A 26,189-nucleotide genomic window follows, 5' to 3' on the forward strand; every position below is an offset into this window, starting at 1 on the left:
TGAGTGGCGGCGAGGGGGCGTTCCAGTTTTAGGCAAAATCGGGAGGGTGAGTGGCGGCGAGGGGGCGTTCCAGTTTTAGGCAAAATCGGAACTCGCCCGGGGCGTGCCGGAGTTGGTCAGGGCTTCCGGGCCATTCCGCCGTAGAGCAGGCGGTAGGGGCGCTTCGCCGGGGTCCGGCCGGGTTCCGGGCGCCAGTCCGACAGGTACGTCGTTCCCGGCGGGACGACCGCGAAGTCGCCGAACTGCTTCTCGATCCACTCCACTTCGCGCGGGTGCAGCGGGTCCGTCGTCTCCTCGTAGCGGCCCGCCAGGATGCGCATCTCGTCCGGGTCGTGGCTGCCGGTCAAGTGCGAGATCACCAGGTGGCTGCCGGGAACCAGCGCGTCGCGGTAGGCATCGACCAGCGCGACCGGGTCGTCGGAGTCGGGGACGAAGTGCAGCACCGCCGCCATCAGCAGCGCCACCGGCTGGTCCAGGTCGAGCAGCTCGGCGGCTTCCGGGGAATCCAGGACCGCCTGCGGGTTCCGGCAGTCCACCCGGATGATCTCGGCGCGCGGCTCGCCGGCCAGCAGCGGCTTGCTGTGCGCGACGGTGAGCGGCTCGTTGTCCACGTACAGCACGCGGAAGTCGCGGGTCCGGCGCCGGGCCACCTCGTGCACGTGGCCGATGGTGGGAATGCCCGAGCCGAGGTCGATGAACTGGCGGACGCCGTGCGCGAGCAGGTACTCCACGGAGCGCCGGACGAACGCCCGGTTCTCCCGGTACGACTCGCCGATGTGCGGCAGCTCCCGCTCCAGGTCTTCCATGAAGGCCCGCTCGCAGCCGAGGTTGTGGCTGCCGCCGAGGAAGGCGTCGTAGATCCGGGCTGCGCAGGGCCGGGCGATGTCCATTTCCCGGACCGGTGGGATGCGCATGTCGGTCATGATCGTCCTCCCCCGCTCACTGGAATCGTACAGTAGTCAATCAGTGACTCAGGGTGTTCACGATCGATCCGGTGTCGCTCTTGCTGACGGTCGAGCGCGCGTACGACGATGGTGGCCGAAACGACGATTTGCTGGAGGTGCTCGTGGCCGACGACGTCCGCGCGGTGGTGGCGACCGGGAAAGGCGCACCGGTCGAGGTGGTGACCATCCGCGTTCCGGATCCGGGGCCCGGCGAGGCCGTGGTGCGGGTGCAGGCGTGCGGGGTGTGCCATACCGACCTGCACTACCGCGAGGGCGGTATCAGCGATGAGTATCCGTTCCTGCTCGGGCACGAGGCGGCGGGCATCGTCGAAGCGGTCGGCGAGGGCGTGCGCGACGTGCAGCCCGGCGACTTCGTGATCCTCAACTGGCGCGCGGTGTGCGGGGTGTGCCGGGCCTGCAAGCGGGGCCGGCCGCAGTACTGCTTCGCCACCCACAACGCCGCGCAGCCGATGACGCTGACCGACGGCACGCCGCTGTCGCCGGCGCTGGGCATCGGGGCCTTCGCGGAGAAGACGCTGGTGCACGCCGGGCAGTGCACCAAGGTCGATCCCGCGGCGCGCCCGGCGGTGGCCGGGCTGCTGGGCTGCGGCGTGATGGCCGGGATCGGGGCCGCGGTCAACACCGGGTGTGCCGGGCCGGGGGACACCGTCGCGGTGCTGGGCTGCGGTGGCGTCGGCGACGGCGCGATCGCCGGGGCGAGCATGGTCGGCGCGCGGCGGATCATCGCGGTGGACCGGGATCCGAAGAAGCTGGAGTGGGCGCGGCAGTTCGGCGCTACGCACACGGTCAACGCAACCGAGACCGATGCCGTGGAGGCGATCCGGGAGCTCACCGGAGGCTTCGGCGCCGACCTGGTGATCGACGCGGTCGGCCGCCCGGAGACCTTCCAGCAGGCCTTCTACGCGCGCGACCTGGCCGGCACCGTGGTGCTGGTCGGAGTGCCGACGCCGGAGATGAAGCTGGAGCTGCCGCTGCTGGACGTGTTCGGCCGCGGCGGCGCGGTGAAGTCCAGCTGGTACGGCGACTGCCTGCCGGAACGCGACTTCCCGATGCTGATCGAGCTCTACCTGCAGGGCCGGTTGCCGCTGGAGAAGTTCGTCAGCGAGGAGATCGCGCTGGACCAGGTGGAGCAGGCGTTCGAGAAGATGCACCGCGGCGAGGTGCTGCGTTCGGTGGTGACCTTCGGATGACGCCGCGCATCGACCACACGACCACGTCGGGCACGTTCTCGCTGGACGGCCAGACCTTCGACGTCGAGAACAACGCGTGGGTGGTCGGCGACGACCGCGAGTGCGTGATCATCGACGCGCCGCACGACGTCGAGGCGATCCGCCGGCTCGTCGGCGACCGCCGCGTGCTGGGCGTGGTGTGCACGCACGCCCACGACGACCACGTGCGCAGGGCTCCGGAGCTGGCCGACGCGGTCGGCGCGCCGATCTTCCTGCACCCCGACGACATGGTGCTGTGGAACCTGGTGCACCCGGACCGCGAGCCGGACCGGGAGCTCGCCGACGGCCAGGTGATCGAGGTCGGCGGCGCGAGCCTGCGGGTGCTGCACACGCCCGGCCACGCGCCGGGCGCGGTCTGCCTGTACTCGCCCGAGCTCGGCGTGGTGTTCACCGGCGACACGCTGTTCGCCGGCGGGCCCGGCGCGACCGGGCGGTCCTATTCGGACTTCGACGTCGTCGTGGCGTCGATCCGGGATCGCCTGCTGCCGCTGCCCGAGGACACCGAGGTCCGGACCGGACACGGGGAGAGCAGCACGATTGGCGCGGTCCGGCCGCAATTCGACGAGTGGGTCGCGCGCGGGTACTGACCGTTCCAGGTAGGTCGGCGGCGGCGAACGGGTAGGTTCGCCGCTACGACTTTCGCCGGATGAAGCGCGTCGGTGCGTGGGACACGATCTTGGTTCTCGTGAGTGTTCGTTCCGGTAAGAACCGGAATTCCCGCTCACGAGCCCGATCTGCGCCGACGCGCTGACGGCTTCAGGAACGGTCTCGAGGCAGGTTCGATTGGTCGATCACGCAATTGACCGCGCCGCGGTCGTCGAGCCGCGGGCCGGCGTGCTGGCGTGGGCCACCGCGCGTCGCGCCGTGCTCGGCGATCTCGCCTTCGTGCTGGTGCTTTCGGTGCTGCACGGTTTCGACCTGACCATCGGCGACCATCCACCGTGGATGGACTGGTGGTGGCCGCTGCTGGTGAGCGTGCCCGCCACCAGCCTGCTGCTGCTGCGCCGGCGGGCGCCGTGGCTGGTGCTGTTCGCGCTGCTGGCGGTCGCCGTCGGGCTCACCTTGCTGCAGCTGAACATCGGCGGGCTGAACCTGGTGATCCTGGTCGCGGTCTACTCCGTCTGCGTGCGCCACTCGGTGGTCGGCGAGGTGGGCGCCGCGACGATCGCGATGGTCTACCCGGTCAGCGAGCTCGTCGTCTACGAGCTGACGCCGGTGGAGGGGCTGCTGCGGATCTCCGGCGCGGTGGTGAACCTCGTGATGGTGGTCGGCTGGGCCCGGGCGGTGCGGATCGGCCGTCGGCGGGCGGCGCAGCTGGAGCAGACCATGACGCTGCTGGACGAGGCGCGCGATCAGCTCGCCGCCGATGCCGCGGTCGTCGAACGGGCCCGCATCGCCCGCGAGTTCCACGACATCGTGTCGCACAACCTGTCCGTGGTCGCGCTGCGCGCGGGCGTCGCTCGCGCGCTGATCGACCGCGATCCGGATCATGCCCGGCAGACCCTGCAGGAGCTCGAGCAGACCTCGCGCGGCGCGCTGGGGGAGATGCGCAACCTGCTCAACGTGCTGCGCGATCGCAACCCGGCCGGTCAGGACCCGATGGACTGGCAGCCGACGCCCAGCCTGGACGGGGTGGACGCGTTGGTCGAGTCGGTCCGCGGCGGGAACGTGGTGTGGACGCTGGACCGGCGCGGCAAGGTCCGCGAGCTCGGCTCCGGCGTGGAGATGACCGCGTACCGGATCGTGCAGGAAGCGATGACGAACGTGCTCAAGCACGCCGGGGCCGGCCGGGCGCGGGTGTTGCTGGACTACGGGCCCGAGGCGCTGCGGATCGAGGTGACCAACAGAATCAGCGGGATCGACGCGGTGGATGGCAGGCCCGTCTCCCAAGAGTCGGGACATGGGCTGATCGGCCTGCGGGAACGCGTTGCGCTGCTGGGCGGAACCTTGACCGCACATCCGGTTTTGAACGGATTTCACCTTGAAGCCGTGCTACCGTGCCCGGAAAATTCGGACCTGGCCTGAGTCGGAATTCAGGCCGTCCGGACCGAGGAGGCCCGGCGTGGAAACTGCGGACACGACTGTCCTGGTAGCCGATGACCAAGCGATGATCCGCGCGGGACTGGTTGCCCTGTTGTCCAACGAGCCGGGCCTGCGGGTCCTGGCCGAGGCCGCCGACGGCGATGCGGCGTTGGCGGCGGTGCGCCGCCGACGGCCCGACGTGGTGCTCATGGACGTGCGGATGCCCGGCAAGGACGGCATTGCGGCGGCCGGCGACATCATCGCGGAGACCGGCGGTGAGACCTCGGTGATCATGCTCACGGTGCACGATCTCGACGAGTACGTCTACGCCGCACTGCGCGCCGGTGCCAGCGGGTTCCTGCTCAAGGACGCCACACCGGAGGAGTTGGTCAAGGCCGTGCACACGGTCGCGGCCGGAGACGCACTGCTGTCGCCGCGGGTTACCAAGCGGCTCCTGCAGCGCTTCGCGGCGCTGGGCGTCCGGGACGCGCGCAGCGAGCTGAGCGTCTTGACGGAGCGGGAGTTGGACGTGCTGCTGGAGGTCGCGCGCGGCGGGTCGAACGCCGAGATCGCCCGCAACCTCGGTTTAGCGGAGCTGACGGTCAAGTCGCACCTCTACCACGTGATGCAGAAGCTGCACCTCAGTTCGCGCACCCAGCTGGTGATCACGGCCTACGAGACCGGCCTGGTCTGCCCCGGTCAGGCCGAGGTGCGCCCGCGCCAAGCCTCGGCCTGACCCTGTGCCGCAATTTCCATTGAAATTGAAGGTTCGATTTCAATGGAAATTGCGGCCCCACCAGGGCGGGTTGCGGCCCCACCAGGGCGGGTTGCGGCCCCACCAGGGCGGGTTGCGGCCCCACCAGGGCGGTTGCGGGGTCGGTGGGGCGGGGGTGGGCTTGGCGGCGGTCTAATGGGGACATGGGTTCTGCACTGCGAGTCGGACTTGTCGGATATGGCGTCGGCGGCGCGATCTTCCACGCGCCGCTGATCGCCGCCCACCCGTCGCTGCGGCTGGACGCGGTCGTCACCGCCAACCCGGAGCGGCAGCAGCGAGTGTGCGTCGAGCACCCCGACACCGCGGTGGTCGACGACATGGATGCGCTGCTGGCGCGCGAGCCGGACCTGGTGGTGATCGCCAGCCCCAACCGCACCCACGTCGAGCTGGCCGAGGCCGCGCTGGACGCGGGGCTGCCCGTGGTGGTGGACAAGCCGTTCACACCGACCTCGGTCGAGGGGCGGCAGCTGATCGAGCACGCCGCCGCGAAGGGGCAGCTGCTCACGGTCTTCCAGAACCGCCGCTGGGACAACGACATGCGCACCGTGCGCAGGCTGCTCGACGACGGCGAACTGGGCCGGGTGCACCGCTTCGAGTCGCGGTTCGAGCGCTGGTCGCCGACGCCGAAGCCGACCTGGCGCGACTCCGGCGGGGCGGAGGACGTCGCGGGCGTCCTCTACGACCTGGGCAGCCACCTGATCGACCAGGCCCTCCAGCTGTTCGGCCCGGTCGCGGCGGTCTACGCCGAGATCGACTGCCGGCGCGACGGGGTGCGGGCGGACGACGATTCGTTCATCGCGCTGACCCACGCCAACGGGGTCCGCTCGCACCTGTGGATGAGCAAGGTCGCGGCGCAGCAGGGCCCGCGCTTCCGGGTGCTCGGCGACGCCGCCACCTTCACCAAGTACGGCCTGGACCCGCAGGAGGCCGCGCTGCGCGCCGGGCGCCTGCCCGTCGACGACACGTGGGGCCGGGAGCCCGAGGAGATGTGGGGTGTCCTGGGCGTCGGCGACGAGGTCCGCCGGGTGCCCAGCGAAGCGGGCGACTACCTGGCGTTCTACGACGGAGTCGTCGCGGCGCTGCGCGACGGCGCGCCGCCGCCGGTGGACCCGGCCGACGCGGTGGCCGCGCTGGACATCATCTCGGCGGCCAGCCGCTCCGCCGCCGAGATCACCGTCGACCGCCTGCTGTAGCACGGTTTCCGCTGCACAGAGCCCGTGCGTACTTTGTGCCGCCATGGCAGCACAAAGTACGCACGGGTGGTCACCAGGCGAAACGATCGTCCACGTTGGTCAGAACCGGTAGGTGCGGGTGACCGCGATGCGGTCGCCGTCTTCGCGGGTGCCTGCCTCGACGTCCGGTGGTCTCGGGCGGAAGCCCGGGGCCGCGGCGAGACCGTGGGTTTCGTCGATCGCCGTCACCTGGACCTCGTTCCCGCGGGCGCGGAAGGTGATGTCCGCGCCCTCCGGTGGCAGGTCGCGGAAGCGGATCTCACCGGGCCACGTTCCGGCGCGAGTCCCGGACACCTGGACCGACACCGGGGCGCTGCCGGGGGCACGAGCCGTGACGTCGGTGATCGGCCGGTCCACGCGCAGCACCAGGTCCGCCGCACCGCGGCCGGAGGACACGTGCAGGGTCACGGTGTCCCCGGCGCGGGATCCGGTCACGCTCGGCCCGTCGACGTCGAGCGGTTGTGCCGGGCCGGTCCACAGGTCACCCCGCGCGTATCCGGCCGGGAGTCGGTCGGTGTTGCGGGTGCCGACGAACTGCTTGGTCCAGTCGGTCGGCTCGTCCTCGGCGCTGACCCAGCTCGCGGTGTTCGCGTCCGCGTCCAGCACGTAGGCGAGATGGGAGCGGCGGGGGTGCTGCGCGTCGAATCCGTCCGCGGCAAGACCGCCACCCACCGAGGCGCAGGCGACTGCGAATGCCGACAGCAGGATGACTGCGACGCTTCGACGACGTAATGCGCGGTCGGGAAAGAGCAGCTCGCCGATCGGCAGCAGCACCAGTCCGAGCAGAACGACTAGCAGCGCGCCGGCACCGCCGAAGGCCAAGCCCACGCCGTGGAAGACATTGCGAGTGACGGCAGGCAGCACCATCGCGGACACCAAGGCACCGGCGGAGACCGGAACGAGAGCCCACCTCGGGAACATCAACGCGATGACCGCGCCGAGAGCTCCCGCCAGCGCCGGAACGGTGAACACGAACGACGCCCCCGGCGCGAGCGCGGCGCACGCGATGCCCAAGGCCGTCGGCCAGGCCAGGCCGCCGAGCGCGAGTGCGGCCTGGCCGAGCCGGTTGCGCAGCGGCAGGTACCAGCAGAGCAGCGCGAATCCGGTCAGCGCGACGATGGCGACCTGGAAGATCAGGGGGCGGTGCACCAGCCCGCCCATCAGGTCGTAGCCGGGGCGCACCGCCACCATCAGCGACCACATCGCCTGCGCGAGCACGACCGAAGCGCCGATCGGGAGCAGCGCGGACAGCGCGCCCACCAACACCTTCGGCAGTGAGACCAGCCGTCGGTACCTCGCCAGCGCCACGGCGCCCACCAGCAACAACGCGGCGAGCCCGGCTAGCGGCCAGACCAGCGTGTCGGGGTAGGTGATCGTCATGCCGAGCGCGCGGAAGTAGATCAGGTCGTGGTCCGAACGTAGCCCGGCGAGATCGGCACCGCCGAAGGCGCGGGCCAGGGCGAGCATGTTCTCGCCCTGGTGCTGGAGGCTGCCCGGCGCCAGGTTCGCGATCGAGTCGCCCGCGGTGTGGTAGCGCGACGAGCCCTCGATGTACGCCGAGTTGAGGCCGGTGAAACCGGCCTGGGTGAAGGCGGTGAAATCGGTGTTGTTCGGCAGCATCCGGTACATCGCGACCATCGAGGAGTCTCCTCGCGGGTGCTCGACCGCGGTGGTGAACGTTTCGACCAGCCGCGCGTTGTCCTTCGACGTCTCGAACATCAGCGATGGGCCGTCGACGCCCCGCGCTTCCCAGTTGAGGACCACTCCGCCGCGAAGGGCGAGCGGGTGCTCCCGGACGAACGCGTTCGCGCCGAGCAAGCCGTCCTCCTCGCCGTCGGTGATCACCAGCACGAGGTCGTTGCGCAGCGGCCCGCCGGCCCGCAGCGCCCGGACGGTCTCCAGCATCGCCGCGACGGAGGAACCGTCGTCCGATGCTCCGGGGCCGACGGCCGCCGAGTCGTAGTGGGCGGCGAGCAGGACCGATCCCGTGGATGCGTTGCCGGGCAGAGTCGCCACCACGTTGTCCACCCGGCCGAACGTCGCCAGCCCGGTGCCCGAGCGCACGCCCACCGAGTGCTGGACCTGCACCTGCAGCCCTTCCGCGCGCAGCCGTTCGACGAGGTGATCCTTGGCCCGGTCGCTCGCCGGGCTGCCCATCGGACGGGGCTCGGTGGCGAATCTGCCGAGCTCGGAAACAGCGCGCTCGGCGCTGAACTCGCCGGCGGGTGCCGAGGCCGGGGCAGGCTGCTGGGTGCTCGCATTGCCCAGTACGGACAACACGAGGACCACCAGCACGGCGAGCGCGCTCGCGACCCCGGCCGCGGCCGGGAAACGCTTGTTGATCAACTTTCCGGTCACGATGCGCAAAGCTATGGCGCCGCGGTGCGCCGCGGAATGCGGTGCACCGCACTCATCGACTGCGGTTTTCCGCAGATGACCGGATCAGCGCTGGTCCAGCGCCGCCGAGTTGCGAACCGGCCGGTGCCGCCCACGCTGGTTGGCGGGTGTCGAGCTTGAGGAGCCGGGATGAGCAGCGAGACCAGCACCGCGACCGGGGCCACCTGGACGACCACGCCCGCCGTGTCCGAACACCTGGACGCCGCGGAACTCGACGGTCTGCAGCTCTGGTGGCGGGCGGCCAACTACCTGTCCGTCGGGCAGATCTACCTGATGGACAACCCCCTCCTGCGGGAGCCGCTGCGGCCCGAGCACGTCAAACCGCGGTTGCTCGGGCACTGGGGCACCACGCCGGGCCTGAACTTCGTCTACTCCCACCTCAACCGGGCGATCCGGGTCCGCGACCTGGACATGATGTACGTGATCGGGCCGGGGCACGGCGGGCCGGGGCTGGTCGCGGCCGCGTGGCTGGAGGGCACCTACAGCGAGGTCTACCCGGACGTCGCGCAGGACTACGACGGCCTGCGCCGCCTGGTCACCCAGTTCTCCTTCCCCGGCGGCATCCCCAGCCACGTCGCGCCGGAGACGCCCGGCTCGATCCACGAGGGCGGCGAGCTCGGGTACTCGCTCTCGCACGCCTTCGGCGCCGCCTTCGACAACCCCGACCTGATCGTGGCGTGCGTGATCGGTGACGGCGAGGCCGAGACCGGGCCGCTGGCCGCCGGCTGGCATTCCAACAAGTTCCTGGACCCGGTGAGCGACGGCGCGGTGCTGCCGATCCTGCACCTCAACGGCTACAAGATCGCCAATCCGACGGTGCCGGCGCGCATCCCGGACGAGGAGCTGTTCAGCATGCTGCGCGGCTTCGGCTACGAGCCGTTCCTGGTGTCCGGCTCGGAGCCGGAGCCGATGCACCACCTGTTCGCCGCGACGCTGGACCGGTGCCTGGACGAGATCGCCGCGATCCAGCGCCGGGTCCGCCGGGACGGCCGGGTTCAGCGGCCGCGTTGGCCGATGATCGTGCTGCGCACCCCGAAGGGCTGGACCGGTCCGGACACTGTGGACGGAAAGCGGGTGGAGGGCACCTGGCGGTCGCACCAGGTGCCGATCGGCGATCCGCGCCAGAACGAGGAGCACCTGCGCCAGCTCGAATCCTGGCTGCGCAGCTACGAACCCGCCGCGCTGTTCGAGGCGAGCGGAGCGCCGGTGCAGCGGATCAAGGACCACAACCCGGTGGGCACCCGGCGGATGAGCGACAACCCGCACGCCAACGGCGGGATCCTGTTGCGCGCGCTGCGGATGCCCGACTTCCGGGACTACGCCGTGCGGGTCGACGAGCCCGGCGCGACCACCGGCGAAGCCACCCGGGTGCTGGGCGGCTTCCTGCGCGACGTGATGCGCCTGAACGAGGGCGAACGCAACTTCCGGGTCTTCTCGCCCGACGAGAACAACTCCAACCGCCTCAACGCGATCCTCGACGCCACGTCGCGCGCCTGGGACGCGGAGACCGAACCGGGCGACGACGCGCTGGCCCCCGACGGCCGGGTGATGGAGATCCTCTCCGAGCACACCTGCCAGGGCTGGCTGGAGGGCTACCTGCTCACCGGCCGGCACGGGTTCTTCTCCTGCTACGAGGCCTTCGCGCACATCGTGGACTCGATGGTCAACCAGCACGCCAAGTGGCTGAAGGTCACCCGGGGGCTCGCCTGGCGCGCGCCGATCGCATCGCTGAACTACCTGCTGACCTCGCACGTCTGGCGGCAGGACCACAACGGCTTCTCCCACCAGGACCCGGGGTTCATCGACCACGTGATGAACAAGAAGGCCGAGGTGGTGCGGGTCTACCTGCCGCCGGACGCGAACACGCTGTTGTCGGTGGCCGATCACTGCCTGCGCAGCCGGAACTACATCAACGTGGTGGTCGCGGGCAAGCAGCCCGCGCCGCAGTACCTGGACATGGACGCGGCGATCGTGCACTGCACCAAGGGGATCGGGATCTGGGACTGGGCCAGCAGCGATCAGGACGGCGAGCCGGACGTGGTGATGGCGTGCGCCGGGGACGTTCCGACGATGGAGACGCTGGCCGCCGTGGACCTGCTCCGCGAGCGCTTCCCGGACCTGCGCATCCGGGTGATCAACGTGGTGGACCTGATGCGGCTTCAGGACGAGCGCGAGCACCCGCACGGGTTGTCCGACGCCGACTTCGACAGCCTGTTCACCCGCGACCGGCCGGTGCTCTTCAACTTCCACGGCTATCCCTGGCTGATCCACCGGCTGACCTACCGCCGGCACAACCACGACAACATCCACGCCCGCGGCTACAAGGAGGAGGGCACCACGACCACGCCGTTCGACATGTGCGTGCTCAACCAGATCGACCGGTTCAACCTCGCCATCGACGTGATCGACCAGGTGCCGCGGCTGGGCCCGAGTGCGGCATACGCGCGAGAAGCGTTGCAGGACAAGCTGATCGAGCACCGCAACTACGTGTCGAAGCACGGCGAGGACATGCCGGAGATCCGGGACTGGGCGTGGTCGTCGCGATGAGGGTGCTGACCGTGAACGCGGGTTCCAGCAGCTTGAAGCTCGGTCTGCTGGACGGCGACGAGGCGATCGCCGAGGAGACCCTGGAGCGCTGGGAGGGCGGTGCGGAGCCGATCCGCCGGTTCCTCGACGAGCACGGCGCGGACGCCGTCGGGCACCGCGTGGTGCACGGCGGCACCCGGATCGTCGCGGCGACCGTGGTCGACGACGAGGTGCTGGCCTACCTGGATTCGCTGACCGAGCTCGCCCCGCTGCACCAGCCGCGCGCGATCGCGGGGTTGCGCGCCGCCCTGACCGCCGCGCCGGGCACGCCGTCGGTGGCGTGCGTGGACACCGCGTTCCACGCCGGGCTTCCGGTGGCAGCAGCCACCTACGCGCTGCCCCGGGCGTGGAACCGGCAGTGGTCGTTGCGCCGCTACGGTTTTCACGGCCTGTCGCACTCCTACGCCGTGGTGCGCGGTGCGGAGGTGGCGGGGTTGCCGCCGCGGGAGGGGCGGGTGCTGTGCTGCCACCTCGGCGCCGGGGCCTCGATGGCGGCGGTGCGCGATGGGCGGTGCGTGGACACGACGATGGGCTTCACCCCGGAAGAGGGGCTGGTCATGAACACCCGCAGCGGCACGGTCGACCCGGGGCTGCTCGGCTGGCTGATGACCACGAAAAGCGTTGCGCCGCAAGAGTTGTTCGATGTGCTGGCGACGCAGTCGGGCCTGGCCGGCCTGGCCGGCGGCTCCGGCGACCTGCGCGACGTGCTGGCGGCCCGCGAGCGCGGCGACGCGGACGCGGCGGTGGCCTTCGACGTGTACCGGCACAGCCTGGTCCGGTACGCGGGGGCGATGGTCGCGGTGCTCGGCGGGCTGGACCTGCTGGTGTTCACCGGCGGCATCGGCGAGCACCAGCCGCCGGTGCGGGCGGCGGTCTGCGAGGCGCTGGGATTCGTCGGCGCGGCGGCGGATCCGGTGTTGAACGCGGCGGCGTCGGACGACGCCGACATCACCGCGCGAGGCGCAGCGGTGCGCACGGTGGTGGTGCAGGCCCGCGAGGACCTGGAGATCGCCCGCGAAACCCGCGCGGCGGCAACGGTCACCTGGTGACCGCGCTGCTCGGCTTGCGGGAGGCGGAGTTCCAGAGGACGCATTCCTCGCAGTAGCCGTTGCCCGGCTTTCGCCACCACTGGCAGCAGGTGGTCCGGCGTGGCCAGGTGTCCCGTCGCTCGTCGATGTCCAGCAGGCGCTCGCGGCCGGTGGCCGTGCGGAGCTCGCGGGCCGTGGCGATCGCGTCGCCAGGCAGTCCGGAGCGTTGCAGCCGCCAGAGCACCGTGCCGATGGAACCGACCGGATTTCCCCAGTACTCGTGGCTTTCCGGGGCCGGGCCGCCGAGCGCGTGCAGAGCCTCGGTCAGCGGCTCGAACGCCCGGCGGAGCTGGTCCCACCACAGCTGCGGGCTGCTCTCGCCGAGCTCGCCGGTCGGGCGGAGTCCGGAGAGGCGGCCTTCGGCCGTGATCGCGACGCGCAGGTCGTCCAGCGCGGGCAGTGGCGCCCCGAGGTGGTACTCCGGCACCGTGGCGCAGCAGGCGAGCCAGCCGAAGCGGAACGCCACCAGCACGATTCCCGCCCTGCGGTGCCGGAATTCACCTCGTTCCTGCCATTCCTCGACGCAGCGCGCCAGCCACGGCCCGGCCGGATCGCAGAACTCCGCCCAGGGCACCGTCGGCAGGGTGGGGGAGCGGATGGTGCCCGGCCTCGGGAGCAGCCGGTCGCACTCCCGCAGCCGCCCGAGCAGCACGGCCGGGGAGCAGGGCTCGGTGGTCATGGTGCGCTCCTGGTCGTCCGGGACGATCACAGGGTACCCGGACCTTTCGGACTGCTTCGCCTTGCGAAGCGAGGACATTGTGGACGGCCGTCCAACTCCGGGCGGCGAGCGGAAGTTCGCCGGATCGGTGCAGCGGAAATGCCGCGCCGGGGCGGTGGGTGCCCCGCTCGGCTCGCGTTCTTTGGTGCGTTTGCGCTGGTGGTTCGGCATCCTGCGAGGTTTCGTACCGCCGAGCGGACGAATCCGAAGGTTACGCATTGTCAACAATCCGTTCATTGACAGGGTCAATCGGGCGACCTAGCGTCTCTGCCCAACGCATCACTCGATTGGGTGATGCTCGCGAGGGAGGCGTGAGCCGATGCGCAGATCCGAAATCTCCCGACGACAGTTGTTCCGCGGTAGTGCGGCGGCGGCCCTGGCCCTGCCGGCGGCCGGCCTCCTCGCCGGATGCAGCTTCACCCAGCCGGGCACCGGACAGCCGGGGTCCACGTTGGACCAGATCAAGGCGCGGGGCTCCGCCCGCATCGCCATCGCGAACGAGCCCCCGTACACGCAGATCAAGCCGGACGGCACGGTCACCGGCGCGGAGCCGGACGTGGTCGCCGCCGTGCTCAAGCGGATGGGCATCCCGAGCATCGAGGGCGTCGTCACGCCCTACGAGTCGATGATCCCTGGGCTCAACGCCAACCGGTGGGACATCATCGCCGCCGGGCTGTTCATGAAGCAGTCCAGGTGCGGCCAGATCCTCTACTCCGAGCCGGAAATCGTGTCGACGGAGTCGTTCGCGGTGCCCGCGGGGAACCCGAAGAACCTCACCAGCGTGGCCTCCGTCAAGGCCGACCCCGCGGTGAAGGTCGCCGTGCTGCCAGGCGGTTTCGAGGACGGCGCGCTGAAGACGCAGAACGTCCCGGCCGCCCAGATCGTCAACATTCCCGACGGGCGCAGCGGGATCGAGGCGGTGCTGGCCGGGCGCGCCGACGCGTTCTTCCTGCCGACGCTGTCGCTGAACTCGCTGAAGACCGACGGCATCGACATCACCCCGGCGATCCAGGACGTGCAGCAGACGGGCTCGGGCGCCGGCTTCCGCAAGACCGACCAGGACCTGGTCAACGCCTACGACGAACAGCTGCGCGCCTTGAAGGCCAGCCCCGAGTTCGACGAGATCCTCTCGAGGTGGGGCTTTTCGGCGGACGCGGCCCGGAGCGTCACCCGCGACCAGCTCTGCGCCGTCGCCGGCTGACCCGGGAGCGCTGGGCGCATGTCGCAGATCCTGCCGTTCTTGCCGCTGCTGCTCGACGGGCTGCTGATCACGCTCGCACTGACCGCGGTGGGCGTGGTGATCACCGTGCTGGTCGCGTTCGCGGCCGGCCTGTGCCGCATGTCGCGGCGGCGCTGGCTGAGCTGGCCGGCCGGGGTGTTCATCGAGATCTTCCGCGGTACGTCGATGCTGGTCCAGCTGTTCTGGCTGTTCTTCGCCCTGCCGTTCTTCGGGGTCCAGCTGGTGCCGTTCGCCGCGGCGGTGCTGGCGCTCGGCCTCAACGAGGGCGCCTACGGCGCGGAGATCGTGCGCGGCGCCATCACGGCGCTGCCGCGCGGGCAGCGCGAAGGGGCGATCGCGCTGAGCCTGACGCCGTACCAGCGGATGCGGTACGTGATTTTGCCGCAGGCGATCCCGGCGATGATCCCGCCGTTCGGCAACGTCTTCGTCGACCTGCTGAAGAACACCTCGCTGGTGTCCCTGGTGACGGTCGCGGACCTGACCTTCCGGGCGCAGATGGTGCGCGCGACCACCGGCGCCACCACCGCGGTCTTCGGCACCATCCTGGTGCTGTACTTCGTCGCGGCGTACGTGCTGTCGATCGGGATGGGCCGGCTCGAGCGCCGGATGGATCCGGGGCGGCCCGAGCCGCGGCCCACGCTGCTGCAGCGCTTGTTCCGGCCGGGTGGGGTGGTCGGCTCATGATCTGGGACTGGGCCTTCGCCGCGAGCATCGTTCCGTCCCTTTTGGAGGGACTGTGGGTGACCGTTCAGGTCACGCTCGTCGGCACGGCGATCGCGCTGCTGCTCGGGCTCGGAGTGGCAGTCGTCCGCTACTCGCGGATTCCGCTGCTGGGCAAGCTGCTCGACTTCTTCGTCCTGTTCGTGCGCGGCACGCCGCTGCTGGTGCAGGCGTACTTCGCGTTCTACGTGCTGCCCAACGTCGGGGTGCAGTTCTCGCCGCTGGTCACCGGGATCATCGTCATCGGCATCAACTACAGCGCCTACACCGCCGAGGTCTACCGCGCCGGGATCCAGAGCGTGCCCGCCGGGCAGTGGGAGGCGTCCACGGCGCTGAGCCTGTCCGCCGTGCAGCGCTGGCGGTTCGTGGTGCTGCCGCAGGCGGTGCGCGACGTGGTGCCGGCGCTGGGCAACTACGTGGTGCAGATGTTCAAGGACTCGGCGATCCTGTCCGCCATCACGGTTTTCGAGCTGCTCAGCCACGCGACGTCGATCGGCTCCGGCAGTTACCGCTACCTGGAGCCGCTGACCATCGCGGGCCTGCTGTTCCTGGCGGTGAGCCTGCCGGCCGCGAAGCTGATCAAACGATTGGAGCTGCGCCTTGCGCATCCGCGATGAGGACGTCCAGCCGATGATCTCGTTCTCGGACGTGGGGAAGTCGTTCGGCGACAACCACGTCCTCCGCGAGCTCGACCTCGACGTGGCGGCGGGGGAGAAGGTCTCCATCATCGGGCCCAGCGGCTCCGGGAAGACCACGATCCTGCGGCTGCTCATGACGTTGGAGGAGCCGGACAGCGGCCTCGTCGAGGTCGACGGCGAGCCGCTGTGGGACCGCCGCGGTGGCGCGGTGGTGGACACCCGAGGCCAGGCGGCGGTGCGGCGCAAGATCGGCATGGTCTTCCAGCACTTCAACCTGTTCCCGCACATGACGGTGCTGAACAACGTCGCGCTCGCGCCGGTCCAGGTGCTGGGGATGTCGCGGGACGACGCCGAGCACCGCGCGGTCGACCTGCTGCGGATGGTCGGGCTGCAGAAGCACCTGCGGCACAAACCGGGGCAGCTCTCGGGCGGTCAGCAGCAACGCGTGGCGATCGCCCGGGCCTTGGCCATGCGCCCCAAGGTGATGCTCTTCGACGAGGTCACCTCCGCGCTGGACCCGGAGCTCATCGGCGAGGTCCTCGCGGTCATCCGGGACCTCGCCCACACCACCGCGATGACGATGCTGCTGGTGACCCACGAGATGCGCTTCGCGGCGGAGATCTCGGACCGGGTCCTGATGTTCGACTCCGGAGCGGTGATCGAATCCGGCCCACCCTCGAAGATCTTCGAGGACCCCCAGCACGAGAGAACCCAGCGCTTCCTCAAAGCGGTCCTCGAACGCAAGTGACCCCGGTTCCGGCCCCCAGTTTCAATTGAAACTGCGGACCAGGCCCCGGGGAGGTGGCAGTTTCAATTGAAACTGGGGTCTGGCCACTGGGGACCGGAGGTTTCAATTGAAACTGTCGGTCCGCGCCCGGGGGAGGTGACGGTTTCGATTGTGGAACTTGCGGACCCCCGGCGTGTCACGGCCCGACGTGCCGGGGCCTGTGGACAACCCCGGCCGGCTGTGGACAACTTCCGCAATTTCAATGGAAATCGGACCTCTGATTTCCATTGAAATTGCGGCCCTCCGGGGCGCCGGACCCCGACACGCCGGAGGGTGTGGGCAACTTTCGCAGTTTCAATTGAAACCGCGGTCAGCGGAGGAGGGGGACGACCTGGTCCTGGAAGCGTTGCATCTGCTCCGCCGCCATCTCGTACGTGTGGCCCGGGAAGTGGGGGAAGATCACCAGGTGTTCCAGGCCTAGGGAATCCTTGTGGAACTGGACGGTCTCCGCGACTTCCTCGGGGGTGCCGATCGCCCACATCTTCTGGTCCGTCGACTGCTCCAGCGTCGGCACCAGGCCGGGCTTGGCGGGCTTTCCGTCCTCGCCCCGGTAGCCGCGGCTCCAGCCGAACGGGGCCAGCAGGTTCCAGAACTCGTCGTGGCCCGCGCCGCCGATCCGCCACGCCGTCTCGTGGTCGTCGGCGATGTGCACCGGCAGCACCAGGATTCGCTTGGCGCCGCTGGAGAGCTCGACGTCGTGGTGCTGCCGGTAGAACTCCGCATAGCGCTCCCACTGGTCGCGCACGAAGCCGTGGTACTGGTTCCACCAGACGCAGCCGTGGCCGACCTCGGCGGCGTAGCCGAGGGTGGGCGGGCTGGTCACGGCCTGCCAGATCTCCACCGGGTGCAGCGGGCCGGGCAGCAGCGTGAGGGTGTCCACCGCGCCGTCCGGGCCGTTGGTGTCCGGCGGCGGCAGTTCGAAGAACTTGCCCTTGTAGGCGAAGGTCTCGTTGGCCAGCGCGGTGCGCACGACCTCCATGTACTCGGCGAAGACCTCGCGGTTGTGCGCGTCGATGGCCTTGCTCTTCTCCTCGGATTCCAGGTAGCCCATGTCCGCCTGGTGCAGGCCGAGGCTGCGCAGCTCCCGGGGCACCGTGCCGCGCCCGACGCCGAGCACCGCGCGCCCGCCGGAGAGGTTGAGCAGCGTGCTGAAGTCCTCGGCCAGCCGTAGCGGATGCCACTGCGGGACGATGTTGAACATCGCGCCGACCTGGATGCGCCGGGTGCGGGCGACCAGGTTCGACTGCAGCATCAGGGAGTTGGGCACGATCTCGTAGCCCTCGTGCTGGAAGTGGTGTTCGGCCAGCCAGTAGCTGTCGTAGCCGAGATCTTCCGCGCGCACTCCCATGTCGAGCAGGTGCTCGGTGGCCTCCCACACCTGCTGCCGGGTGGCGCGGCGCTGACCGGCCGGCAGCGGGTTACCCGCCAGCACGTCGGGCATCTCCACGGAGCCGAAGAAGAACACGCCGTACCGCACGGGTACCTCCATCCTGCCCGGCTGCTCCGGGCCGCTGACGAGCAAATGTAAGTAGTATCAACATTTCCTGCGGATCAGTTTCCTCCGGATTTCCGCTTCGTCAAGTCCCGTTTCGGCTCTTGACTCCGGAGTCGTCGCGGCCCACGATCCCGGTGAATGTTCGCCACATCAACATCCGGCCTCATCCGTCGCCAGGCGAACACCAACCCATCGGTGCGTCCCCGGGAGGACCCCATGGTCGAAGACGCTGCCCAAGCCGCACCCGCCGTGGCCGGCCGACCGCCTCGAGGCGGGGTCGAGCACAAGGGCATCGAAGCGGTGCGCGACGACGAGCGGCACGGTTCGCCGCTGTCCGCGTTCACCCTGTGGTTCGCGGGAAACCTGCAGTACTCGGCGCTCGTGGTGGGCGCCATCCCGACCGCGTTCCTCGGCCTGAGCTTCACGCAGGCCGCGCTCGCGCTGGTCGTCGGCACGCTGATCGGCAGCCTGCTGCTGGGCGTGGCGGCCACCATGGGGCCGCAGGCCGGCGCCCCGCAGATGGTCCAGTCGCGCGGTCCGTTCGGCTACTTCGGCAACTTCGTGCCGGTGTTCCTGCTGTTCCTGACCGGATTCGGCTACTTCGCGGTGAACACCGTGCTCGGCGCCTACATCGTCCGGCAGCTGTTCGGGATCCCGTTCCTGTGGGCGCTGATCGCCGTCGCGGTGGTGGAGATCGTCATCGCCATCATCGGGCACGACTTCGTGCACCGCATCGAGCGGATGCTGCTCGGCGTGATGGCGGTGCTGTTCGTGCTCATCACCTGGTACGGCATCGCGCGCGGCGACGTCGGCGCGGTCGGCGATCCCGGCGAGAAGACGCTGACCGGGGCGCTGCTGATGACCGTGGCCGTCAGCTCCTCGCGAACCTTCGGCTGGGCGATCGGCGCATCCGACTACACGCGCTACCTGCCGCGCGACACCAGCCGGGCGCGGCTGGGTTGGTCGGCGTTCCTCGGCGCGGCGATCGCGGGCCTGTGGATGCACCTGCTCGGCGCGGCGATCGGCACCGTCATCTTCCCGAACAGCCCGACCGACCTGGTGACGCAGCTGATCCCGTCGGGCCTGGCGATCATCGCGCTGATCGCGCTGCTGGCGTCGACGATCGCGGGCAGCGTGCTGGACATCTACTCCGGCTCGCTGGCCTTGCTGATGGCCGACATCCCGTTGCGTCGCTGGGTTTCCGCGCTGCTCACCGGCGTGCTGGGCACCGCGCTGGGCTGGTGGGCCGGGCACGTCGAGGGCGAGGCCTTCGGCAACTTCCAGAACTTCCTGTTCGTGGTCGGCTACTGGATCGGCCCGTGGCTCGGCGTCACGCTGGTGGACTTCCTGGTGCACCGGCGCGACGGCGTCGAGGTGGCCACGTTCTACGACCGGTCGCGGCGGCTCGGGCCGGGGCTGGCGGCGTTCGCCATCGGCGTGGTCGCGTCCGTGCCGTTCATGAGCCAGAGCCTCTACACCGGCCCGCTGGCGGCCGCGTTCCCGCAGCTGGGAGACATCACGTACTGGGTCGGCGGGGTCGTCGCGGCCGTCGCGTACTACCTCATCAAACGAGTCCGGGAGTCGAAGTGAAACGTGGTTTGGGCCCACTGTCCTACGGGGACGCCGTGCAGCCGTGGGGACGGGGCGCCGCGGCAGGCGGTTTCGTGTTCCTCAGCGGGATCGACGGGGCGACCGACGACAGCGGCGCGCCGGTCGACGGCATCGCCGAGCAGACGCGGATCACGTTGGACCGGGTCCGGCAGTTGCTGGCGGACGCGGGCGCCGAGCTCGCGGACATCGTGCAGCTGGACCAGTTCGTCGCCGATCCCGCCGAACGGGCGGAGTACATGAAAGCCCGCGACGAGTGGCTCGCGGAGCACGCGCCCGCGCTGCTCGACGAGCGTTCTTACGCCTCGCTGTTGATCTACCCGGCGCTGGCCACGCCGCAGATGCGGGTGGAGATCCGGGCCGTTGCCCACGCAGGGGAGAAGTCGTGATCACATCCCGCGAGTTCGCCGAACTGAGCGTCGCCGACGTCGCCGGTGCGTGCCGCGAGTCGTCGATCGCGGTGGTGCCGGTCGGCGCGATCGAGCAGCACGGGCCGCACCTGCCACTGGTCACCGACGCGCTGGTCGCCGAGGCGGCGGCGCGAGCGGCCGTGGCCGAGCGGGGCGAAGAACTCGACCTGTGGCTGTTGCCGACCCTGTCCTACGGCCGCAGCGTCGAGCACGTCTGGGCGGCGGGCACGCTTTCCCTGTCCACCGCCACGTTCGCCGCGGTGCTCGACGACATCGGACGGTCGGTGGCCGCGGCCGGCTTCCGGCGCATCGTGTTCGTCAACGGCCACGGCGGCAACATCTCGGAGATCCAGACCGCGCTGCGCGACATCCGGCACCGGCACGGGCTGCTCACCTTCGCCGCCAACACGTTCGTGCCGGTCGAGAAGGACGAGTCCTTCGCCGGGACCGAGCAGGGCCTCGGGATCCACGGCGGCGCGATGGAGACGTCGCTGATGCTGCACCTGCGGCCGGAGCTGGTGGACATGTCCGCCGCGAGGACGCGGGTGCCGAGCAGCATGAACGACAACCGGCACGTCCGGTTCGGCGGCAGCGTCGCCTTCGGTTGGCTCTCCGACGACTTCGGCCCGGACGGCTACCTCGGCGACCCGACGCGCGCGACGCCGGAGGCGGGCAAGCGCGGTTTCACGGCCCTCGTCGACGTGCTGGGCGACCAGCTGGCCGAGGTGTCCCGGTTCGACTTCGCCAACTACCAGTGAGGTGTTCGCCATGCAGGACAACGAGAAGCTCGTGCGCGACGGCTCCGCTCCGCTGATCGTCGGGCTGGGCGGCACGACTCGCGCCGGATCGAGCAGCGAGCGGGCGCTGCGGTTCGCGCTGGCCGCCGCGCGGGAGCACGGCGCGGAGACGCTCCTGTTCGGGGCCGACGAGATCAACCTGCCCATGTACCAACCTGATTCGGGCGATCGGACCTTGCGGGCGGCCGAACTGGTGACCGCGTTGCGCCGCGCGGACGGGGTGATCATCGCCTCGCCCGGCTACCACGGCGCGCTGTCCGGCCTGGTGAAGAACGCCCTGGACTACGTCGAGGACCTCCGGGGCGACGACCGCCCGTACCTCGACGGCCGGGCGGTCGGCTGCATCTCGACGGCGGCGGGCTGGCAGGCCCCGGCGGCGACCCTGGGCCAGCTCCGCGCGATCGCCCACGCACTCCGGGGCTGGCCGACGCCGCTGGGCGTGGCGATCAACTCCGCGCAGCCCTGCTTCGCGGAGGACGGCAACCCGACGACGCCGTACGCCGACCAGCTGCGCACGATGGCCCACCAGGTCGTCGACTTCGCCTGCCGCCCCGTTCTGCCCCTCGCCGGCTAGGCGAGCGCGGGTCCGGCCACTCCCGTGAGCACTTTGTGCCGCCATAGCAGCACAAAATGCTCACGGGTGGCCGGCGGTGCAAAATGGGTCGCCGTGCTCCGCTGGGCTCTGGCAGGCTGGCGACCATGGTCGACCTGCAGTTCTCCGATCATCGGCTCGCGGCGCTCTACGACCTCTACTGCCCGACGGACGAACGTTCGGACTTCGGGTTCTACCTGCCCCTGGTGATGTCCGCGCGGTCCGTGCTGGACGTGGGGTGCGGGACGGGCACGCTGCTGGGCATCGCGCGGGACAACGGCCATCAGGGGCGGCTGTGCGGCCTGGACCCGGCGGCCGGAATGCTGGAGGTGGCGCGGGCGCGTTCGGACATCGAGTGGGTTCTCGCCGATCTGGCCGCGGCACCGGCCTGGGACCAGGAGTTCGACCTGGTGGTGATGACCGGCCACGCGTTCCAGGTGCTGCTCGGCGACGACGAGCTGCGCGTCGCGCTCACGACGATCGCGGCGGCGCTCACCGACCGCGGCGAGTTCGCGTTCGAAACCCGGAACCCGCTCGCGCGGGAATGGGAGGACTGGCACCTGCGGTACTCGGGCGGCGTGGTGGATCCGGCGGGCGTCGCGGTGCACTGCGAGTGCGAAGTGCTGCCGGTGGAAGGAGATCTCGTCACCGCTACGCACACCTACACCGGCCAAGGGTGGGACAGGCCGCTGCAGAGCAGGAGCACGTTGCGATTCCTCGGTCCGGAGGCGTTGTCGGCGTTCCTCGCCGACGCGGGCCTGTCGGTGGCCGAGCAGTTCGGGGACTGGGACCGCAGCCCGTTGCGCGACGACAGCCCGGAGATCATCACCGTCGCGCGCCACCGCTGACGAAACCGAGCTGGAGCGCGAAGCGCGGTCGGAGTCGCCCTACCGCGAGATCTCCCGGCCGGTCATCGACTACATCAAGCGGATCCGCCGGGAGGGGCCGCGCGACCTGGTGTGCGTGTACATCCCGGAGTACGTCGTCGGTCATTGGTGGGAGAACCTGCTGCACAACCAGAGCTCGCTGCGGCTGAGCTGGCGGCTGCGGTTCGAGCCGGGAGTGATGGTGGTCAGCGTGCCGTGGCAGCTCGACTCCAGCCACCGCCGGGACGTCGACCGCATCCACCACGTCCCCGGCCACACCCGCCGCGGCATCACCCCACCCACCTGAGGCGTGGCGCCGATTTCGCGCGAAACCGGCGTCTAGTGGGCGTGGGTGGCGCGAAATCGCTCCGTCCGGCGCGGCGGCTCAGACGAGGGCGGCGAGGCGGCGGTAGGAGTCGAGGCGGTCGGCGGGGTCGTAGGCCGTGGTGGTCACCAGGAGCTCGTCGGCTCCCGTGCGGGCGGCCAGCTCCTTCAGCTCGACCGCGACCTCGTCCGCGGTGCCGAAGACGTGGCCCCGCAGCGCGCGCTCGAACTGGGTGCGCTCGCGCTCGGACATCTCGCGCGCCAGCACCTGCTCCGGCGGTTCCAGCGGCGGGAACTCGCCGCGGATGCGGGATTCGGCGGTCGCCCACGCCTCGGGCACGAGCAGCCGCCGGGCCTGCTCCGCGGTGTCGGCGACCGCGACGGACCGGGCGAGGACCACGTACGGCCGCGCCGCCCAGGCCGACGGGCGGAAGCGCTCGCGGTAGGCGTCGATGGTGTCGGTCATCCGGTCGTCGCCGTGGACCGCGGCGATCACCAGCGGCAGCCCGAACTCGGCGGCGGTGTCGGCCCCCGACCCGGTGGCCAGCAGGAACACCGGCATCGACAGCCCCTCGGCCGCGACCGCGTGCACCCCGGGGAACCTGCCCGGCTGCCCGGACAGGTAGCCCAGCAGTTCGACGAGCTGCTCGCCGAAGCGGTCGGCCGCGTCCTTGTCGCGCCCCAGCGCGCGCCGGATGCCGCTGGTGAAGCCCACCGAGCGCCCCAGCCCGACGTCGACGCGGTCCGGGAACAGCGAGCCGAGCACGCCGAACTGCTCGGCCACCACCAGCGGCTGGTGGTTGGGCAGCATGACGCCGCCGGTGCCGACCCGGATTCGGGTGGTCGCGGCGGCGATGGCGGCGGCGAGCACGGTCGGCGCGGCGCCGGCGACGCCGGGCACGCTGTGGTGCTCGGCCACCCAGAACCGGTGGTAACCGAGGGCCTCGGCCTGCTGGGCGAAGCGAACCGTCTCCTGCAGGACGTGCTGCGGACTCCGCCCCTGCATGGTGTGCGAGCGGTCCAGCACGGAAAGGCGCAAAGTCACACCCGTGCAAACCGCCCGAGGAGCCGCAAGATTCCGGCTTCGGATGAGGCGGAGCCCACGCCGCGATTCCGCGATGCGGAACCCACCGGCCCGGAGCTCCGCCCCATGCCCACGGCTTGCGGAGCGGCGTTCCCGCAGGCATGTGGCCGTGAGTCCGGACCAGCGGAGGCCGTCACGCCGCCGCCCGGGGCATCAGCAGCCACAGGACCAGGTAGATCAGGAACTGCGGGCCGGGCAGGACGCAGGAGAGCACGAACACCAGCCGCACCAGGCCGACGCGCCAGCCGAAGCGGTTCGCGATCCCGGCGCACACCCCGGCGATCAGCGCACCGTCGCGAGGACGTTCCAAAACCGTCATGCACCCAGCCTGCGGCGTCCCGCCGCATCGCGCACGCCGCGCCGGCGTGGCACGTTGATCCCGTGGAGTTGGAGGAACTCGCCCGCGAGCTGTACGCGGCGGATCCGGCCGAGTTCATCCCGGCCCGCGACCGCCACGCGGCAGCGGCCGCCGAACGCGGCGACCGGGATCTCGCCGCGCAGCTCAAGAAGCTGCGCAAGCCCACCGCGGCGGCCTGGGCGGTGAACCTGCTCGCCAGCCGGGATCCCCGCAGCGTCACCGAGCTCCTGGAGCTGGGTGAGAAGCTGCGAGCGGCGCAGCGCGAACTGCGCGGCGACGACCTGCGAGCCCTCGCAGCCGACCGCACCCGCCTCCTGCGCGAGATCACCGGCAGGGCTGCGGAACTCGCCGAACAGCACGGCCACCGGCTCACCGAATCGACCCGGCAGCAAGTCGAGCAAACCCTCACCGCGGCGCTGTCCGATCCCGAAGCAGGCCGCGCGGTCCGAGCCGGAATCCTCACCAAAGCCCTGGAATACAGCGGATTCGGTCTCGACGAACTCGCCGTCGCAGCCATCCGCCGCACCGCCGCACGCCCCAAACCCCAACGGGAACTTCGCGAGCTCCGCGAGCAATTGCGGCACACCGACGAGCAACTGGGCGAAGCCACCGGCGCGGAGGAACGCGCCGAGAGCGCAGAGCGCGAAGCCGAGCAGCGCTGCGAAGAGCTGCGCGAGGCGCTGCAGCAGGCGGAAAGCGAGCTCCGCGAGCACCGCCGCAGCGCGAAGACGGCGCGCCAGCGCCGCGAGCGCGCGCAGCACGACCGCGACGCGGCAGCGGAGCGGGTGCGCCGTCTTGAAGCGCGGGAGCGCTGAGCCCGCGGTATCCGCGTAGCGGATGGCGGGTATTTGAAAAGTGCGCTTCTCCCGGATGGGACGCCTGCCTAGGGTCTAGCCCCAGGAGCCGGCGGACGATCCCGGAACGGTTCCGGTCTTTCGCGCACGTTGGCTCCAACTCCGACGAAGTCGTCGAGTCTCGGGGGAACCGGAATGAGTCCACCGCGGAGCATCCGCCGGATGCGCTTCGCACTGCTCGTCATGCTGCTGCTCATCGGCATCGTCAACTACGTCGACCGCAGCACGCTCGCCATCGCCAACCACAGCGTCCAGGACGAGTTCGGCATCGGCCCCACCGAAATGGGCTTGCTGCTCTCGGTCTTCTCGTGGGCTTACGCGTTCGCCCAGCTGCCCGCCGGTGGCCTGCTCGACCGGTTCGGGCCGCGCAAGGTGCTCGGCGGCGGCCTGCTGCTGTGGTCGATCGCCCAGGCCTTCTGCGGGATCGCCGCCAACTTCAAGCAGATGCTGTTCGGCCGGTTGTTCCTGGGGCTGGGCGAGGCGCCCGCCTTCCCCGGCGGCGCCAAGGTGGTTTCCGACTGGTTCCCGCGCGAATCGCGAGGCACGCCGATCGGGCTGTTCAACACGGCCTCCACGCTCGCCCCGGCGCTCGCCCCGCCGCTGCTGACCTGGCTGATGCTCAGCTACGGCTGGCGCGCCATGTTCGTCGTCGCCGGGCTGGCCGGCGTCCTGCTCGCGCTGGTGTGGTTCGTCGTCTACCGGGACCGCAAGCAGCTCTCCGGCGAGCCGCAGCCCGCCGCGGAGCCGGTGTCGGTGCGGGAGTGGCTCGGGCTGCTGCGGCATCGCACCACGTGGGGCATGATCCTCGGCTTCTCCGGGGTGATCTACTCGATCTACCTGTACCTGACCTGGCTGCCCGCCTACCTGGAGAGCGAGCGCGGCCTGAGCGTGGCCGACACCGGGATCGCGCTGATCGTGCCCTACCTCGCCGGCACGCTCGGCATGCTCGCCGGCGGTGGCGTCGGCGATCTCCTGGTGCGGCGCGGGGTTTCCACCATGCTCGCGCGGAAGGTGCCGATCTGCGGCGGGTTGCTGATCGGCGGCCTGTGCACCATCCCCGTCGCGCTCACCCCGAGCACCGCGCTGGCGCTGGTGTCCATCTCCGCGTCCCAGTTCTTCATGAACTCCGCGAGCGCCGGTGCCTGGTCGCTGGCGACCACGGTGGGCAGCGAGCGCATCACCGCGTCGCTGGGCAGCCTGCAGAACTTCGGCGGCTACTTCGGCGGGGCGTTCGCGCCGCTGATCACCGGCATCATCGTGGACGAGACCGGTTCGTTCGTGCTCGCCCTGCTCGCCGCCAGCGGCATCGCGATCGCCGCCGCGCTCAGTTACGCGTTCCTGGTCCGCAAGCCCGTCGGCATCCCGGAATCCGCCATGGCAACGCAATCCGGAAGGGACTGATCG

24 protein-coding genes and 1 pseudogene are annotated in these 26,189 nt (G+C 70.5%); 19 read left to right on the forward strand and 6 right to left on the reverse strand.

Features of this window, described 5'->3' with window-relative positions:
- Nucleotides 1-116: 116 nt before the first annotated feature.
- Nucleotides 117-923 (reverse strand): SAM-dependent methyltransferase, encoded by an 807-nt coding sequence (locus tag AC07EQ_RS08535; protein ID WP_478387371.1) that lies wholly within the window; start codon nucleotides 921-923, stop codon nucleotides 117-119.
- Between the two features lie 143 nt (nucleotides 924-1,066).
- Here AC07EQ_RS08535 and AC07EQ_RS08540 point away from each other — a divergent pair, with 143 nt between their 5' ends.
- The 5 genes from AC07EQ_RS08540 (at nucleotide 1,067) to AC07EQ_RS08560 (ending at nucleotide 6,184) form a co-directional block, all read left to right on the forward strand.
- Nucleotides 1,067-2,155, forward strand: coding sequence for an S-(hydroxymethyl)mycothiol dehydrogenase (locus AC07EQ_RS08540; protein ID WP_478387460.1), 1,089 nt, complete (start codon nucleotides 1,067-1,069; stop codon nucleotides 2,153-2,155).
- Nucleotides 2,152-2,781 carry an MBL fold metallo-hydrolase gene (locus AC07EQ_RS08545; RefSeq protein ID WP_358569892.1) on the forward strand — a complete coding sequence of 210 codons (630 nt, stop codon included), beginning with the start codon at nucleotides 2,152-2,154 and terminating at the stop codon, nucleotides 2,779-2,781. The genes AC07EQ_RS08540 and AC07EQ_RS08545 overlap by 4 nt, the downstream gene beginning before the upstream one ends.
- 196 nt (nucleotides 2,782-2,977) lie before the next feature.
- Nucleotides 2,978-4,219 carry a sensor histidine kinase gene (locus tag AC07EQ_RS08550; RefSeq protein ID WP_478387372.1) on the forward strand — a complete coding sequence of 414 codons (1,242 nt, stop codon included), beginning with the start codon at nucleotides 2,978-2,980 and terminating at the stop codon, nucleotides 4,217-4,219.
- Between the two features lie 37 nt (nucleotides 4,220-4,256).
- Nucleotides 4,257-4,952, forward strand: coding sequence for a response regulator (locus AC07EQ_RS08555; protein WP_132494405.1), 696 nt, complete (start codon nucleotides 4,257-4,259; stop codon nucleotides 4,950-4,952).
- A 182-nt stretch (nucleotides 4,953-5,134) separates the two neighbouring features.
- Nucleotides 5,135-6,184 (forward strand): Gfo/Idh/MocA family protein, encoded by a 1,050-nt coding sequence (locus AC07EQ_RS08560; protein ID WP_478387373.1) that lies wholly within the window; start codon nucleotides 5,135-5,137, stop codon nucleotides 6,182-6,184.
- Between the two features lie 99 nt (nucleotides 6,185-6,283).
- Here the strand turns inward: AC07EQ_RS08560 and AC07EQ_RS08565 are convergent, their stop codons facing one another.
- Nucleotides 6,284-8,581, reverse strand: a complete 2,298-nt coding sequence (locus AC07EQ_RS08565; protein WP_478387374.1) for a M20/M25/M40 family metallo-hydrolase — start codon at nucleotides 8,579-8,581, stop codon at nucleotides 6,284-6,286.
- A 168-nt stretch (nucleotides 8,582-8,749) separates the two neighbouring features.
- Between AC07EQ_RS08565 and AC07EQ_RS08570 the strand changes: the two genes are divergently transcribed.
- Nucleotides 8,750-11,167 carry a phosphoketolase family protein gene (locus AC07EQ_RS08570; protein WP_478387375.1) on the forward strand — a complete coding sequence of 806 codons (2,418 nt, stop codon included), beginning with the start codon at nucleotides 8,750-8,752 and terminating at the stop codon, nucleotides 11,165-11,167.
- The gene (locus AC07EQ_RS08575; protein WP_478387376.1) at nucleotides 11,164-12,255 is read left to right on the forward strand and encodes an acetate/propionate family kinase; all 1,092 of its coding nucleotides are present in this window, start codon (nucleotides 11,164-11,166) and stop codon (nucleotides 12,253-12,255) included. Before AC07EQ_RS08570 ends, AC07EQ_RS08575 begins: the two co-directional genes overlap by 4 nt.
- Here AC07EQ_RS08575 and AC07EQ_RS08580 read toward each other — a convergent pair.
- Entirely contained in the window at nucleotides 12,245-12,973 is a 729-nt protein-coding gene (locus AC07EQ_RS08580; protein ID WP_478387377.1) for a hypothetical protein, read from the reverse strand. The two genes, AC07EQ_RS08575 and AC07EQ_RS08580, sit on opposite strands and share 11 nt — an antisense overlap.
- A 358-nt stretch (nucleotides 12,974-13,331) precedes the next feature.
- On the opposite strand from AC07EQ_RS08580, the gene ehuB reads away from it, so the two are divergent.
- Genes ehuB through ehuA form a run of 4 tightly spaced genes read left to right on the forward strand, consistent with a single transcriptional unit; the run spans nucleotide 13,332 to nucleotide 16,358 of the window.
- Entirely contained in the window at nucleotides 13,332-14,213 is an 882-nt protein-coding gene (ehuB, locus tag AC07EQ_RS08585; protein WP_478387378.1) for an ectoine/hydroxyectoine ABC transporter substrate-binding protein EhuB, read from the forward strand.
- Nucleotides 14,214-14,231: 18 nt separating this feature from the next.
- Nucleotides 14,232-14,936 (forward strand): ectoine/hydroxyectoine ABC transporter permease subunit EhuC, encoded by a 705-nt coding sequence (ehuC, locus tag AC07EQ_RS08590; protein WP_478387379.1) that lies wholly within the window; start codon nucleotides 14,232-14,234, stop codon nucleotides 14,934-14,936.
- Nucleotides 14,933-15,589: an ectoine/hydroxyectoine ABC transporter permease subunit EhuD gene (gene ehuD, locus AC07EQ_RS08595; protein WP_478387380.1), complete on the forward strand. Its 657-nt coding sequence runs from the start codon at nucleotides 14,933-14,935 to the stop codon at nucleotides 15,587-15,589. Before ehuC ends, ehuD begins: the two co-directional genes overlap by 4 nt.
- A 13-nt stretch (nucleotides 15,590-15,602) precedes the next feature.
- A complete protein-coding gene (ehuA, locus tag AC07EQ_RS08600; RefSeq protein WP_478387461.1) occupies nucleotides 15,603-16,358 on the forward strand; it encodes an ectoine/hydroxyectoine ABC transporter ATP-binding protein EhuA in 756 nt (251 codons plus the stop codon).
- A 349-nt stretch (nucleotides 16,359-16,707) separates the two neighbouring features.
- Here the strand turns inward: ehuA and AC07EQ_RS08605 are convergent, their stop codons facing one another.
- Nucleotides 16,708-17,874: an LLM class flavin-dependent oxidoreductase gene (locus AC07EQ_RS08605; RefSeq protein WP_478387381.1), complete on the reverse strand. Its 1,167-nt coding sequence runs from the start codon at nucleotides 17,872-17,874 to the stop codon at nucleotides 16,708-16,710.
- Between the two features lie 234 nt (nucleotides 17,875-18,108).
- Between AC07EQ_RS08605 and AC07EQ_RS08610 the strand changes: the two genes are divergently transcribed.
- The 6 genes and pseudogenes from AC07EQ_RS08610 to AC07EQ_RS08635 form a co-directional block, all read left to right on the forward strand.
- Nucleotides 18,109-19,482, forward strand: coding sequence for a purine-cytosine permease family protein (locus AC07EQ_RS08610; RefSeq protein WP_478387382.1), 1,374 nt, complete (start codon nucleotides 18,109-18,111; stop codon nucleotides 19,480-19,482).
- Entirely contained in the window at nucleotides 19,479-19,889 is a 411-nt protein-coding gene (locus AC07EQ_RS08615) for a RidA family protein (RefSeq protein WP_478387383.1), read from the forward strand. Before AC07EQ_RS08610 ends, AC07EQ_RS08615 begins: the two co-directional genes overlap by 4 nt.
- Nucleotides 19,886-20,668, forward strand: coding sequence for a creatininase family protein (locus AC07EQ_RS08620; RefSeq protein WP_478387384.1), 783 nt, complete (start codon nucleotides 19,886-19,888; stop codon nucleotides 20,666-20,668). Before AC07EQ_RS08615 ends, AC07EQ_RS08620 begins: the two co-directional genes overlap by 4 nt.
- Before the next feature lie 10 nt (nucleotides 20,669-20,678).
- On the forward strand, nucleotides 20,679-21,281 hold the full coding sequence (locus tag AC07EQ_RS08625) for an NADPH-dependent FMN reductase (protein WP_478387385.1): 603 nt from the start codon (nucleotides 20,679-20,681) through the stop codon (nucleotides 21,279-21,281).
- 125 nt (nucleotides 21,282-21,406) lie between these two features.
- The gene (locus tag AC07EQ_RS08630) at nucleotides 21,407-22,147 is read left to right on the forward strand and encodes a class I SAM-dependent methyltransferase (RefSeq protein WP_478387386.1); all 741 of its coding nucleotides are present in this window, start codon (nucleotides 21,407-21,409) and stop codon (nucleotides 22,145-22,147) included.
- Nucleotides 22,148-22,178: 31 nt separating this feature from the next.
- Nucleotides 22,179-22,472: pseudogene (locus AC07EQ_RS08635) on the forward strand (DNA-binding protein); the annotation flags it as partial.
- A gap of 78 nt (nucleotides 22,473-22,550) precedes the next feature.
- On the opposite strand, the gene AC07EQ_RS08640 reads toward AC07EQ_RS08635, so the two are convergent.
- On the reverse strand, nucleotides 22,551-23,528 hold the full coding sequence (locus AC07EQ_RS08640; protein ID WP_478387387.1) for an LLM class flavin-dependent oxidoreductase: 978 nt from the start codon (nucleotides 23,526-23,528) through the stop codon (nucleotides 22,551-22,553).
- A 178-nt stretch (nucleotides 23,529-23,706) separates the two neighbouring features.
- Nucleotides 23,707-23,892: a PspC domain-containing protein gene (locus tag AC07EQ_RS08645; protein WP_478387388.1), complete on the reverse strand. Its 186-nt coding sequence runs from the start codon at nucleotides 23,890-23,892 to the stop codon at nucleotides 23,707-23,709.
- A gap of 62 nt (nucleotides 23,893-23,954) precedes the next feature.
- Here AC07EQ_RS08645 and AC07EQ_RS08650 point away from each other — a divergent pair, with 62 nt between their 5' ends.
- Together AC07EQ_RS08650 and AC07EQ_RS08655 are read left to right on the forward strand one after the other, a co-directional pair.
- The gene (locus AC07EQ_RS08650) at nucleotides 23,955-24,746 is read left to right on the forward strand and encodes a hypothetical protein (protein ID WP_478387389.1); all 792 of its coding nucleotides are present in this window, start codon (nucleotides 23,955-23,957) and stop codon (nucleotides 24,744-24,746) included.
- Nucleotides 24,747-24,947: 201 nt separating this feature from the next.
- Entirely contained in the window at nucleotides 24,948-26,186 is a 1,239-nt protein-coding gene (locus AC07EQ_RS08655) for an MFS transporter (RefSeq protein ID WP_478387390.1), read from the forward strand.
- Nucleotides 26,187-26,189 lie beyond the last annotated feature (3 nt).

The organism is Saccharopolyspora sp. NPDC045839 (assembly GCF_056431645.1).

What these genes read in the sequence shown, in the direction of transcription:
- AC07EQ_RS08570 (WP_478387375.1), top strand. Translation starts at nt 8,750, where the DNA reads ATGAGCAGCGAGACCAGCACCGCGACCGGGGCCACCTGGACGACCACG.
- AC07EQ_RS08625 (WP_478387385.1), top strand. Translation starts at nt 20,679, where the DNA reads ATGCAGGACAACGAGAAGCTCGTGCGCGACGGCTCCGCTCCGCTGATC.
- AC07EQ_RS08645 (WP_478387388.1), bottom strand. Translation starts at nt 23,892, where the DNA reads ATGACGGTTTTGGAACGTCCTCGCGACGGTGCGCTGATCGCCGGGGTG.
- AC07EQ_RS08655 (WP_478387390.1), top strand. Translation starts at nt 24,948, where the DNA reads ATGCGCTTCGCACTGCTCGTCATGCTGCTGCTCATCGGCATCGTCAAC.
- AC07EQ_RS08545 (WP_358569892.1), top strand. Translation starts at nt 2,152, where the DNA reads ATGACGCCGCGCATCGACCACACGACCACGTCGGGCACGTTCTCGCTG.
- AC07EQ_RS08630 (WP_478387386.1), top strand. Translation starts at nt 21,407, where the DNA reads ATGGTCGACCTGCAGTTCTCCGATCATCGGCTCGCGGCGCTCTACGAC.
- ehuB (WP_478387378.1), top strand. Translation starts at nt 13,332, where the DNA reads ATGCGCAGATCCGAAATCTCCCGACGACAGTTGTTCCGCGGTAGTGCG.
- AC07EQ_RS08560 (WP_478387373.1), top strand. Translation starts at nt 5,135, where the DNA reads ATGGGTTCTGCACTGCGAGTCGGACTTGTCGGATATGGCGTCGGCGGC.
- AC07EQ_RS08580 (WP_478387377.1), bottom strand. Translation starts at nt 12,973, where the DNA reads ATGACCACCGAGCCCTGCTCCCCGGCCGTGCTGCTCGGGCGGCTGCGG.
- AC07EQ_RS08610 (WP_478387382.1), top strand. Translation starts at nt 18,109, where the DNA reads ATGGTCGAAGACGCTGCCCAAGCCGCACCCGCCGTGGCCGGCCGACCG.
- ehuC (WP_478387379.1), top strand. Translation starts at nt 14,232, where the DNA reads ATGTCGCAGATCCTGCCGTTCTTGCCGCTGCTGCTCGACGGGCTGCTG.
- AC07EQ_RS08535 (WP_478387371.1), bottom strand. Translation starts at nt 923, where the DNA reads ATGACCGACATGCGCATCCCACCGGTCCGGGAAATGGACATCGCCCGG.
- AC07EQ_RS08575 (WP_478387376.1), top strand. Translation starts at nt 11,164, where the DNA reads ATGAGGGTGCTGACCGTGAACGCGGGTTCCAGCAGCTTGAAGCTCGGT.
- ehuA (WP_478387461.1), top strand. Translation starts at nt 15,603, where the DNA reads ATGATCTCGTTCTCGGACGTGGGGAAGTCGTTCGGCGACAACCACGTC.
- ehuD (WP_478387380.1), top strand. Translation starts at nt 14,933, where the DNA reads ATGATCTGGGACTGGGCCTTCGCCGCGAGCATCGTTCCGTCCCTTTTG.